The 11,932-nt window shown below is 65.6% G+C and carries 11 protein-coding genes; 6 read left to right on the plus strand and 5 right to left on the minus strand.

Annotated features, from left to right (window positions below; genetic code table 11):
- Window positions 1-69: 69 nt before the first annotated feature.
- Window positions 70-765: a GntR family transcriptional regulator gene (locus ACFWHR_RS05650; protein WP_382447287.1), complete on the minus strand. Its 696-nt coding sequence runs from the start codon at window positions 763-765 to the stop codon at window positions 70-72.
- Between the two features lie 315 nt (window positions 766-1,080).
- Here ACFWHR_RS05650 and ACFWHR_RS05655 point away from each other — a divergent pair, with 315 nt between their 5' ends.
- Window positions 1,081-2,583 carry an APC family permease gene (locus ACFWHR_RS05655; protein ID WP_382447288.1) on the plus strand — a complete coding sequence of 501 codons (1,503 nt, stop codon included), beginning with the start codon at window positions 1,081-1,083 and terminating at the stop codon, window positions 2,581-2,583.
- Between the two features lie 81 nt (window positions 2,584-2,664).
- A complete protein-coding gene (locus tag ACFWHR_RS05660; RefSeq protein WP_382447289.1) occupies window positions 2,665-3,477 on the plus strand; it encodes a gamma-glutamyl-gamma-aminobutyrate hydrolase family protein in 813 nt (270 codons plus the stop codon).
- Window positions 3,478-3,486: 9 nt separating this feature from the next.
- Here ACFWHR_RS05660 and ACFWHR_RS05665 read toward each other — a convergent pair whose 3' ends face one another.
- Together ACFWHR_RS05665 and ACFWHR_RS05670 are read right to left on the minus strand one after the other, a co-directional pair.
- Window positions 3,487-3,951: a flavodoxin domain-containing protein gene (locus ACFWHR_RS05665; protein WP_382447290.1), complete on the minus strand. Its 465-nt coding sequence runs from the start codon at window positions 3,949-3,951 to the stop codon at window positions 3,487-3,489.
- The gene (locus ACFWHR_RS05670; RefSeq protein ID WP_382447291.1) at window positions 3,948-5,327 is read right to left on the minus strand and encodes an FAD-dependent oxidoreductase; all 1,380 of its coding nucleotides are present in this window, start codon (window positions 5,325-5,327) and stop codon (window positions 3,948-3,950) included. The genes ACFWHR_RS05665 and ACFWHR_RS05670 overlap by 4 nt, the downstream gene beginning before the upstream one ends.
- A 225-nt stretch (window positions 5,328-5,552) precedes the next feature.
- Here ACFWHR_RS05670 and ACFWHR_RS05675 point away from each other — a divergent pair, with 225 nt between their 5' ends.
- From ACFWHR_RS05675 to ACFWHR_RS05690, 4 genes are read left to right on the plus strand one after another with little or no spacing between them, the layout of a single operon-like run.
- Window positions 5,553-6,776: a cytochrome P450 gene (locus ACFWHR_RS05675; RefSeq protein ID WP_382447292.1), complete on the plus strand. Its 1,224-nt coding sequence runs from the start codon at window positions 5,553-5,555 to the stop codon at window positions 6,774-6,776.
- 46 nt (window positions 6,777-6,822) lie between these two features.
- Window positions 6,823-8,256, plus strand: a complete 1,434-nt coding sequence (locus ACFWHR_RS05680) for a glutamine synthetase family protein (RefSeq protein WP_382447293.1) — start codon at window positions 6,823-6,825, stop codon at window positions 8,254-8,256.
- On the plus strand, window positions 8,253-8,978 hold the full coding sequence (locus ACFWHR_RS05685) for a substrate-binding periplasmic protein (protein WP_382447294.1): 726 nt from the start codon (window positions 8,253-8,255) through the stop codon (window positions 8,976-8,978). Before ACFWHR_RS05680 ends, ACFWHR_RS05685 begins: the two co-directional genes overlap by 4 nt.
- Complete coding sequence (locus ACFWHR_RS05690) at window positions 8,975-10,429, plus strand: gamma-glutamyl-gamma-aminobutyrate hydrolase family protein (protein ID WP_382447295.1); 1,455 nt, start codon at window positions 8,975-8,977, stop codon at window positions 10,427-10,429. Before ACFWHR_RS05685 ends, ACFWHR_RS05690 begins: the two co-directional genes overlap by 4 nt.
- Here the strand turns inward: ACFWHR_RS05690 and ACFWHR_RS05695 are convergent.
- The gene (locus ACFWHR_RS05695; RefSeq protein WP_382447296.1) at window positions 10,414-11,124 is read right to left on the minus strand and encodes a cache domain-containing protein; all 711 of its coding nucleotides are present in this window, start codon (window positions 11,122-11,124) and stop codon (window positions 10,414-10,416) included. The two genes, ACFWHR_RS05690 and ACFWHR_RS05695, sit on opposite strands and share 16 nt — an antisense overlap.
- A gap of 3 nt (window positions 11,125-11,127) precedes the next feature.
- Window positions 11,128-11,925 carry a FadR/GntR family transcriptional regulator gene (locus tag ACFWHR_RS05700; protein ID WP_382447297.1) on the minus strand — a complete coding sequence of 266 codons (798 nt, stop codon included), beginning with the start codon at window positions 11,923-11,925 and terminating at the stop codon, window positions 11,128-11,130.
- Window positions 11,926-11,932 lie beyond the last annotated feature (7 nt).

An 11,932-nucleotide genomic window follows, 5' to 3' on the forward strand; every position in this document is an offset into this window, starting at 1 on the left:
GTGATCGAAATTGCCGCGCTGGTGCTGGTGTTAGTGCTGGTGCTGGTGCGGTCACACAACGGCGGTGGATCAGGCCTCGTCGTCGCCCGTGGCCCAGAGCGTGCGCGCGTGCGAGATGTGGCGGCACAGCACCGCCTCAGCGCCCGCGCCGTCCCCGGCTGAGAGGAGATCGATGAGCTCGAGATGTTCGCGCGCCGAGTCGGCCAGTCGACCCTCCCGCGAGAGCGATCCGATGCCGTACAGGCGGGTGCGCCGTCGCAGTGACGTCGCGAGCTCCACCAACTGCGCGTTGCCCGTGTAGGTCAGTACGAGCGCGTGAAATTCGCGGTCGTTGCGCAGGTACTCCTCGAGGTCACCGCGCTCTGCCGCGTCGAGGCACGCGTCCGCGAGCAGGCGGAGGGCCGGGAGCTCGTGCTCAGGGATTCGGCCCGCGACAACGCGCATTACCGGAGGCTCGAGGAGTAGCCGAATCTGCGCGAGATCGTCGAGGTCGCTCTCGCTCATCGCGGTGACGCGGAACCCCTTGTTTTTCAGCGTCTCAACGAGGCCCTCGCGTGCGAGGTCCATCATCGCCTCGCGCACGGGCGTCGCAGAGACTCCGAGGGTGAGGCCGAGCGCCGGTGCCGAAACTACCTCTCCCTCGGCCAGTCGGCCCGTGATGATCGCGGTGCGCAGTTGCTCGAGCACCGTCTCACGCAGGCTCAGCGGCCGAGTGAGCGGCGTAAAAGAAGCGTCGAGGTCGCGCTCGCGATCGAAAGTGGGCATGCGGGCTCCTTCGGAGTCCAGAGCGGTGCGCGTCTCGGCGCCGCTCGCGATTATCTGTCCCTCATCTTCCCACGGGACGTATTGGAAATTCAGGGGAGTGGGGTGTGGAATCGAGCGTTCCCTGGCGCGATTCGTGTTTTGCGCGCGTGAATATTTCATTTATGGATGTATGAAATATCGACAACACGTGACCCACACACGAAAAGATCGTTCTGATACTTGATGAATAAAACATCTAAGGGTAGGTTCTAAGCCACGCCACCTCGCAGAGACGTGGCGCGACCGTTGTCGATGTACGAAGGAGTACCAGCGACCATGTCAGAGCACCATTCCGTCGTAGCTGACGATGCAGACGCAGCCCACCTGGCGTCACTCGGCTACACCTACGACACAACGTTTAAGCGGGAGATGAGCTTCTGGGGCAATGTGTCCCTGGGGTTCACTTACCTGTCACCGATCGCGGGCGTCTACTCGATGTTCGCAATCTCCCTCAGCCAGGCCGGGCCGCCGATGGTCTGGGCGCTCGTGATCGCGCTGATCGGCCAGTTCTTCGTCGCGCTCATCTTCGGCGAGGTGGTGTCCAACTATCCCGTCGCGGGCGGTGTGTATCCGTGGTCGCGCCGGCTGTGGGGCCGCAAGTGGGCGTGGATGAACGGTTGGATCTACGTGGTCGCGCTCATCGGCACAATCGCAGCGGTAGCGTACGGCGCTGCCCCGTTCGTCGCTTCGGTGTTCGGCGGCACGCTCGACGCCGGAGGCACCGTGCTCGTCGCGCTCGGCACGCTCGTCGTGGCAACGTTCCTCAACTTCTCGGGCACGAAGGTGTTGAGTTACGCGGCGACGGTCGGCCTGGTCGCCGAGATGCTCGGCGCCGTCGTCATCGGTGGCTATCTGCTGCTGTTCGGTCGTCAGCACGACTGGACCGTACTGTTCGATAACCAGGGGATCGGCGATGCGGCACCGGGCGGGTACTTTGGTGCGTTCGCGGCCGCCGCGCTCATTGGCATGTTCGCGTACTACGGGTTCGAGGCCAACGGCGACGTCGCCGAAGAAATCAAGAACCCGAGCGAGCGCGTACCGAAGGCGATGCGACTGACGCTGTACATCGGCGGCTTCGCGGCAAACCTGCTCGTATTCTCACTCGTGCTCGCTGTGCCAGACTTCGCTGCCGTCGCTTCTGGCGAGGTCGCCGACCCCATCGGCGTGCTGCTCACCGAGGCGTTCGGGCCTATCTTCCCGCTCGTGATGCTGGTCATTGCGGTTGCGTTCATCTCGTGCATCACGAGCTTGCAGGCCGCCGCGAGCCGCCTCATCTACTCAATGGCGCGCGATCGCTTTCTCCCCGCCTCGAAGGTGCTCTCAGCATTCAACGAGCGTCGCCACGTGCCGAACAACGCCCTGGTCGCCGCGGCGCTGCTGCCGGGCATCGTGATCGTGCTGTCGCTGCTGCTCGAGGATGCGCTCACCGCGATGGTTGGCTTTGGCACGGTCGGCATCTACGTCGGCTTCCAGATGGTCGTGCTCGCGGCGCTGCGCGCTCGCATTCTCGGTTGGAAACCGGCGGGCAAATTCCGGCTACGGGGGTGGGCCTACCCGGTCAACATCATCGCTCTGATCTGGGGCGTTGCGGCCGTCGTGAACATTCTGTGGCCGCGCCCGACGGGCGGCGGCTGGGGTGAAGATTACCTGCTGATTCTCACGACCGTCGGTGTCATTGGTGCTGGCTGGATCTACATGCTCGTGTCGCGCGCCTACCTGCGCGGCGACGCACCCTCGGGCGACGCGAGCGGTCCGATCCGCATCACCGTCGACGCCTGAAGCGTCGCCATCCACAACGATCCAGGTCCGGGTGACCGCGTTAGCGGTCGCCCGGACCTGACGCGAGTCGAAGGAGTTCCCGTGAGTGATCTGCGCGTCGATGCTGCACAATTTGCCGATGCCGATGCCGATGCCGATGCCGATGCCGATGCCGTTGCCGGTGCCAGAGCCGTGCCGGTGATCAAAATGGTGGTTTCGCTCACCTTCCCCGGCATGGATCAGGGGGCGCATGATCTGCAGGAGTCGTTCACGCAGATCGCGTTTGACGCGGTGCGCGCGGCGGGCGGCGACCCGCAGCTCGTGGACTCGGCGGCGACATCGTTGGCCGATCCGCGTGGGGTGCTCGACGGTGCCGACGGGATCGTCTTTCTGGGCGGTGGCGACGTTGATGTGCGCTGTTACGGGTATGCGGGCGAGCCGCCCGCGAATGAGTACGGCGTCGACGTGCGCGCTGACCGCTACTGCATCGAATTGATCAGAGAATCAGTGCGACAGGACCTGCCGGTGCTGGCGATCTGCCGCGGATCACAGCTCTTCAATGTTGCTTTCGGCGGCACCTTGATCCCAGATATCGCCGAGTTTGCGCTGCACCACGGCGGCGCTGGTGAGCCGCTGTTCGTCGACGAACCCGTGCGGCTGGAGCCCGGCTCGAAGATCGCGGAGATATTGGGCCGCACGGACGTGACGGTGCGCAACGGTCATCATCAAGCGGTCGACGCGGTCGGATCACCTCTGCGCGTGAGCGCCCGCGCCCGCGACGGGTTAGTCGAAGGGACCGAGCACCGCGCCGCGACCTGGGCGATCGGGGTGCAGTGGCACCCCGAGGAGCCGGCGGCAGACCCCGCCGATCGGCGCGCGATCTTCGGGGAACTCCTCGCCCGCGCCCGCGGGTGAGGCATTGACTTAGGCGTTCGCGTCGGCGGTTGCAGCGGCGAGCACCTCGGGAAGCCACTCAAGCGCGGTGTCGCTCGGAACGTCCCACGAGGAGGCATCGTGTCGACCGTACGGCCCGATGCGCTCCGCACCCTGTGCCGCGAATCGGCGGTCGATGTGCTCGCTGCCCTGCGAGTAGGTCTCCTCATAGAAGCGGTCACCCAGCCCGAACATCGCGTAGCGCACGCCGGTGAGCTCCGGGGGATCGGCATCGAAGGCGCGAGCGAAGGGCTCCGCTGAGTTCGGCAGATCGCCAGCGCCGTGCGTGGAACACACCACGAGAACCAAACGATCGGCCGTGATCTCGGCCGGATTGGTGTGCTGCAGGTCCTGCACGATCACGTCGTCGTGTTCGGTACGCAGGTGGTCGCCGAGATCTTCAGCGATGAGCTCGGAGTTGCCGGATTCGGTGCCGTAGAGAATGGTGAATTTCACGGTGTTCCTTTCGGATCAGGGCCAGGGGCCGGAGGAGTCTCGGCCGATGCTGTTGGTGCGCTCGCGCCCGGGGCAGCGTGTGCGCCGCCTCGTGCGATGTCGATCATTGCCGTGTGCGAGATCACCTTTTGGCGCACGCGACCGGTCGGGGCAGTCGCACGCTCGTGCGCATCGAGCGTGAGCCACTGCGAGAAGTCGATGGCGCGCGTGCGCAACTCCGCGTCGAGCCCGGCAAAGCCGACGGCCAGACTGGGCTGCGCGCGTGCCCCCAGATCCGCGACGATTTCGTCGGCGACCAGTTTTGCCGAAGCGCGGTTCTCGGGGATGGCCCCGCGGGGCCCGCGCTGCGCCCAACCGACGCGATAGAGCCCGCGCTCGATGCGGCCGGTGGTGAGATTCGCCGGCAGCGACGCGATGACACCCGCGGCCGTCTGGGCGGTTGTCGCCTCGGCTCCAACTGCCGGACGGAATCCGATGGCCGTGATGACCGCCGTGGCCGGTACCGTCACCGTTTCGGTGCCGCAGGCGAGTTCGATGCCGGTGACGTGCTCGGTTCCCAGAATGCGCGTCGGCAGTGCGCCGAAGCGCAGCGACACCGTGGGTCCGGGTAGCGTGCCCCGGGCGGGGTCAGCGAGCGCAGCGATCGCGGCGAGACGTGCGGTGATCGTGCGATCGTCGTGCGACTCAGTGGTGTCGTTTCGCCCGGCATGAGTGACCGCGTAGCTCGCCCGCGGCAGCGTCGCGAGCTCGCTCAGCATTTGCGGGTCGCCCTTGGATTCCGCCGCCGAAGATCGACTCACGACGGTGACGCGCTGGGCGGGTGCCGCTACATACTGCTCGAGCGCGGCGTCGTGCACGTCACTGCCGATGTACCCCGACCTGTCTTTCACGAGAAAACGCACCAGGTCGAGAGCGACATTGCCGGCGCCAATCACGACGACATCGGTGCCGAGCTGCGGCAATTGCGCGCTCGCCGCCTCCGGGTGCGCGTTTAACGCGCGAACAATCTCACCGGCCGCGTACACGCCCGCGAGCTCGGCGCCGGGAACCGTGATCGCGCGGTCCAGGGGGAGTCCAGTTGCGAGCACCACGACATCGAAGATTTCGCGCAAACTTGCGAGCGTCACGTCCGTGTCGATGTCGATGCCACCAACAAAGCGCACTTCAGGGGACTGGAAGAGGCGATCGAACTGACGGGTGATGGCCTTGGTGTGCTGGTGATCAGGTGCGACGCCGTAGCGAATGAGCCCGTACGGTGCTGCGGCGCGATCCAAGACGGTTAACTCTGCGTCTGGCAGGGAACGTCGCAGTGACTGCGCGAGGTAGCAGCCCGCCGGTCCACTGCCCACGATCGCGATCTTCGGGTGCGGCGTCATCGCGGCTCCTTCTCACAGTCTTAGATGCGACGCGCGACTATGCGCGTCAGGGGACGTGCGGTCAGTGTATCTCAATACACGCCATCTAAGAATGTTTTATGGTGGCTAGTTCGATATTGGTCAGCAAAATTACCTCACTACTTGCGTTTTAAAACATGTATGAGTAACTTATTTATATCCGGAGGCGTAGCACGTCGCCGGAGCGAATTCGACGAAGGAGTACGAATGACCGCACAGCCGAACCCCGACACGGCGCCCTACCTCGACATTGCGTCGCCCGACTTCGCGATGAACTCGGAGGCCGTGCGCGATGCGCGTGAGCGCAGCTGGTATGCCCGCACCAATTACGGCTACGGCGTGCTGCGCTACCAGGAGGTCACTGAGCTGCTCAAGCACCCGAGCCTCAATCAGGGCAGTGCTCAATGGCCTGATCACCACGGCGTGCACTCCGGCATCTTCTACGACTGGTGGGCGAAGAACCTGCTCGTGCTCGAGGGCACGGAGCACGACCGCATTCGCCGACTCCTGAACCCTGCGTTCTCACCCGGGGTCGCCCGCCGGCTGGAACCGGCGTTCGTCGCGATCGCGGAAGAACTGATCGCAGACATGACCGCACAGCACGAGCGCGGTGAACAGGTCGAATTCGTAGCCGACTTCTCCGAACCGTTTGCGACGCGCGCGCTCTGCGCGATGATGGGCCTGCCGCACGAGCACTGGCCGTTCATTGCTTCGCGCGCGAACACGGTCGGATACGCGCTGAGCGTCACTATCAAGGCAGACATCGAGCGGGTCGACGTCGCCGTGCGTGAGCTGTACGACTTCGTCGACCAGCTAATTGATGAGCGGCGGCGCGAACCGGGTGACGATATGGTGTCGCAGCTGCTGCAGGTCAGTCAGAGCGACGGCGACAGCCTGAGCGACGCCGAGCTGCGCAACGCGCTCGTGCTCATGCTGTTCGGCGGCATGGATACGACGCGCAATCAGCTCGGCCTGATCCTGCAGACGTTCATGCGCAACCCAGCGCAGTGGGAGTTGCTCGCCGCGCGCCCGAAGGAGCTGACGCGACCAGCCCTTGAGGAGGCACTTCGCGTGAATCCGACGACTCGTTGGGTGACCCGCGAAGCCAATGAAGACTTCGAGTTCAAGGGCCTACACATCGCGAAGGGCACGACGGTGCACCTGTTCACAATGGCGAGTGGCACCGATCCCGAGGCGTTCCCCGACCCAGATATCGACATCGAGGTCAGCGGACGCAAGCAGCACCACACCTTCGGTGGTGGCGTGCACAAGTGCATCGGTCACTTCATCGCCCGCGCCGATATGAGCGTAGCGCTGCCGATGCTCGCGCAGGCGTTCACGAACATCAGCTGCCCAGGTGGCGACAGGTGGCTGCCCGATTCAGGCAACCACGGCCCGATCGCGCTGCCGATTACCTTCACCGTGCGGTGACCCAGCGCTCTCCCCGTTTTTCCCTTCCAATGTTGAAAGGACCACCATGTCTGAATTCTCCTCGGGCGGCCGCTTCGGCGCCGCGTTGCGAGCCCTGCTCGACGACACGACGGCGTTCGAGCGCCACCAGCAGGCAAACCTCCAACCTGAGGTTCTCGATGCGCTCGCTGAGCGCATCAGGGCAACGGGGGTGAAGTACATCTACTACATGATCCCGACCCTCGGCAGTCGCACGGTAGCGAAGGTCGTGCCGGCCGAACACTACGAGCGGATGCTGCGCAAGGGAATCGCGTTTCACCGCACGGCGCTCACCGATCTGCAGACGAGTCGCGAGGGCGAGTTGATTGGCGGTGGCGTCGCCGCGCACGAGTTCTGGGGGCTGCCTGAACCCGAAACGTTCCAGGTGTTGCCGTGGGACCCCGAGGTGGGGCGCATGTTTTGCACCGCGTATGATCCGCCGCACCTGGGTGACGCGGGCGGTCGCCTGATCCCGCTCGACACGCGCGCGCTGTTTACCGCGGCACACCGCGGTTTCACCGAGCGCACCGGCCTCGAACTGCGAAGCGGTCTCGAGCCCGAGATGACGTGGACAGGGCCGGGGCTCGAGGTGGTCACGAAGGAGGACCAGAGCCCCGCCTACCAGGTCGAGAACCTCGAAAAGATGCGGCCGGTGTACAAGCGGATCATCTCGTACGCGCAGTCACTCGGGTTCACGATGATCCAGGGCGACTACGAGGATGCGGGCCAGATCGAACTCAACTGGGAGTACGACCGCGCGGAGCTCACCGCCGAGCGCATGACCACCTACCGTCAGGTGTGCAAGCAGGTGGCGCGCGAGCTCGGGCTGCAGGCGAGCTTCATGGCGAAACCCTACAACGGCAAAATGGGCAACGGGTGCCACCACAACCTCAGCCTGTGGCGCACGGGAGCAGACGGCGAAGAGAACGTCGTCGAAGACGGCCGAGTCGAACTACACGCCACCGACATCGCGCGCAATTCAATCGGCGGGATGCTGCTGCACACCCCGGGTTCGATGCTCGTCATGGCGTCGACCGTGAACTCGTACAAGCGATTCTGGGACGCTGGCCAGTTCGCACCCTCGGGAGCCGACTGGGGTCTCGATACCCGCGGCGTCGCGATCCGAATCTCGGCGAACGGCCGCATGGAATACCGGCTGCCCGACGCGAGCGTGAACCCGTACCTGTCCCACCTGTACCTGCTCGCCGCCATCGAGCACGGTATTGAGGCCGCGCTCGAGCCAGGGGAGCCCGGGGTGCCGAGCGCGCTGCTCGACGATGTCGTCGTGCCCAACACCCTGGGCAGCGCGATCGAAGCGTTCGAGGCCGATGACTACCTCATGGGCGCGATGCCCGAGGAGCTCACCCGTATCTTCCTGCAGCTCAAGCGAGACGAGTGGGCGCGCTACTGCGGGCAGATTACGCAGTGGGAGTTCGACCAGTACTGGGAGGCGATCCCGTGAGCGCGCGGGAGCAGCGGGTTCTGCGACTCGCCTGCATTGACTCGGAGGCGCTGCCACTTTTCGCGAAAAGCCCGAACGGAATTGACCGCTCAGGATACGAGCCTGACGCGGCAGCGGCTATCGCGGCGCGCATCGGTGCTCGCGTCGAGTGGGTGATGCTGCCCTGGGAAGAGATGATCCCGGCCGTACGCCGCGGTGACGCCGACGCGGTGTGGTGCGGCCAGGGCGAGACGGCGGAGCGCGCCGCGCTCGTCGACTTTACTCGGCCGTATGCGGTGTTCAACGAGTCGCTGGTGGTGCGCGCGGACGACCCCGTGCGCTCCGCCGCTGAGCTGGCGGGGTACCGCATCGGCGCTATCGCGCACTCCACGAATATGAAACTGGCCGAGACGTTTCCGGGCGTTGAACTCGTGAGCTTCGGCGCGAGCGACGATGTCTTCGGAGACATGATTGAGGCGACGCGCAGTGGCAGCATCGACGGCTTCGTCGACGACGATGTGGTGATGGTGCCGCTGGCTGCGGAGGACCCCGACTTCGTTGAGGCGTTCACGGTGCAGACCGGCAATCGCTGGGGCGTCGGCGTAGCGCCGGGGAACGAGGCGCTACGCGCGGAGCTGAACGCGGCTCTTGAGGCGGCGGTCGCCGACGGTGAACTGGAACGGATCTGGCAGCGCTGGATGCCGCTGCTGCCGTTTCCGCTCGTGAGTGAGCCCGGCCAGTGAACGCGCCGCGGATCGGGGTCACCGGCATGTGGTCGAACCGCGTGCACGGGCTGCGGTTCGACGGCAGCGCCGTTTCGGCCGCGGTTTTGCGCGCGGTGGTGCGTGCCGGGGGAGAACCGATTACGCTCTTCGCCGAGAGCGCGCTGGCGCCCGTGGAGCGGCTTGCCGGGCTCGATGGTCTGCTTGTGCCGGGCGGCGCAGACATTGATCCCGCGCGATACGGCAGTCGGGCAGACGCGGCGACGGTGCCAGCCGACTTCCCGGCGCAGGATCAGTTCGAGGCCGACATGATGGCTGCCGCTCTGAAGATCGGCGTGCCGGTGCTCGCGATTTGCCGGGGCTTCCAGTTGTTGAACGTCGAACACGGGGGAACACTCGTGCAAGACCTCCCGCCCGGCAGCCCGCATCGAAACGACGTGCACCCCGTTGAACTCGATCCCGATTCGGCGCTCGCCGGAGTATTGGGCGCCAGCACAATGACGGTGTCGTCGTATCACCATCAGGCCATTGCTCGACTCGGCGAGGGCGTGCGAGAGGTTGGTCGGGCGCCCGACGGTATCGTCGAGGCCATCGAGGTGCCGGGCCGTGAGCTCATCGCAGTGCAGTGGCACCCCGAAGACACCGCGGCGAGCGACCCGCAGCACCAGGCGCTTTTCGACTGGCTGGTGCATCGGGCGGCGGCCTACGCTGAACGGCCGATACAGCCGCGCATGCTTGTTATCGAGCACCAGGCGAACGCGGGCCTCGGCGCCATCGCCGAGCGACTCGCGTCGCACGGTGCGCGCGTGGAGGTGTGCAGCGCCGATCGGGCGACCTCGATTCCCGAGTCGCTCACCGGCTACGACGGCCTGGTCGTGCTCGGCGGATCGATGGGCCCGGAAGACGATTCGGTTGCGCCGTGGCTCCCTCGGGTGCGCGGTCTCCTGAGTGAGGGGGTCGCTAACGGCGTACCGACGTTGGGTATTTGCCTCGGGGCGCAGCTGTTGGCGGTCGCTCGCGGCGGGCGGGTTAGCGAGATGTCTCAGGGCCCCGAGATCGGCCTGGGCGCGGTGACATTTTCGGATCACGGGTCAGCGGGCGGTGAGAGCGATCCGCTGTTTGGTGTGCTCGCGGGCACGACGGTTCCCGTCGTCCAGTGGCACTATCTCGAGGTGGCGATGCTGCCGCCCGCTGCGCGAGTGCTGGCATCGAGTGGGGAATGCCCAAACCAGGTCTTTTCGCTCGGAACAGCAGCGTGGGGCCTGCAGTTTCACCCGGAGGCGACGGCAGCGACGGCGGCCGAGTGGGTGCTCGAAGACGCCGAGAATTTGCGCCGCCTCGACCGCGATCCGGCCGACATCGTTGCAGGGGTAGCGGCGGCTGAGACAGAACTGACTCGGGTGTGGGGCGATGTCGCCGAGCGCTTTGCGCGGGTTGTCGACGAGCGAGCGCGGGTTCAGGCCACGGCGTAGACGATGCGCAACCCGGCGCCGTCGGGCCCGACGGCCACACTCTCATAGCCGTCGACCTCGGGAGGTACAAAGTCACCCGAGATGAACTTCGAGGAGGTGCCGAAGAGTACGGTGCCCCGCGCGCCCACCAGCGCGATCTCGGTGGTTGAGCGCAGCAGCTCAGGCAGCAGCGCGGCCTCCATATCGGCGACCTGCAGGTCATTGCCGACGGCGCCGATGCGCACATCGTCAATCTCGGCGGGCACCGTGATGGTCACAACGTAGGCCTCGATGCCGAGGTAGTCGATATACGGCCCGACGATCGCGGTTTCACCGTCGATAAACGCGCGCGTGAACCATTCGTGGTGAGAGTAATCGTAGTAGCGGTCGCCACCCGGGACGACGCCGAACGAATACCGAGCGAAGCGAGATTCCTCTTCGCGCACCCACCACTCGAGTTGACCGTTGTCGGTGCCGAGCGCCGACTGCGCGAAGATCAGCCCGCAGCCGTCGATCACTTCGTCACCGGCGAGAAACCGAACGGCGACCGACTTGAGCCGCTTACGTGATGCCTCCGTGAGTTCGATGTGGCCGCGCCCGTCGAGCGACGTCACCTGAATCAGTTCGGTCGCGAGACGGGTGAGGCGTGTGAAGCGCTCAGAGAACCACGCATCGACGCGTTCGATGACATCGTGAACCACGGCGGTCTTGGTCATCACTCAGCGCTCGCCTTCGTTGGTGCTGTCGCCTGCGCTGTCGCCAGCTCGGCCGGCGACAGCGCGGCGATTGAGGGCGATCTTCCCATCGATGATCAGGCGCATGTTGCCCCGCACGTGCGCCACCGCGAGATCTTGAGCGCGGCGCGCATCGCGCTGCTCGATCGCCATCACGATGTCGAGGTGCTCGCTGAAAGCGCGCTGCACTGACGCGCGACAGATAGCGTCGCTCCAGAGAAACGGTGACAGTTCGGACTGCAGGCGCTGCTCGGCGGTCAGTAGACGCTGCGACTGGCTGAGTACAGCGACTTCGAAGTGGAACCGGCTGTCGGCGAGCGACCGGTCTCGTACGGTGCGCGCCTCGCGGGCGAGGAAGGCGAACTCCGCGAGTCGTGTGCGCGCCTCGGGCGGCGTCCGCTCTGCGGCGAGCTGCGCGGCCATGCCAGAGACCGCAGCGTGCTCGTCAAAAAAGTCGCGCAGGGCGGTGGTGCTCGTGCGCATCAGCGACGCGCTCAGGGTGTCACCGGACGGGAACGGAGCTTGCACCACAAACGTGCCACCGTTGCGCCCGCGCCGCGTCTCGACAATGCCCTCGGCACGTAGTTCAGCCAGGGCTTTCCGCAGCGTCGCCACCGCGATACCGAACTGACCGGCGAGATCGGCCTCTGGTGGAAGCCGTTCGCCGACGCTGAGCATGCCGACCGAAATTGCGGTGGCAATCTTCTGCGCAATACCGCTGATGTGGGGGCCCGCCGAAACAGCGGGTGTGTTCGGCGAGTCCCCGATCAACGATTGATGCACATCAGCT

It is taken from the genome of Leucobacter sp. NPDC058333, assembly GCF_042726155.1.
GTDB lineage: Bacteria > Actinomycetota > Actinomycetes > Actinomycetales > Microbacteriaceae > Leucobacter.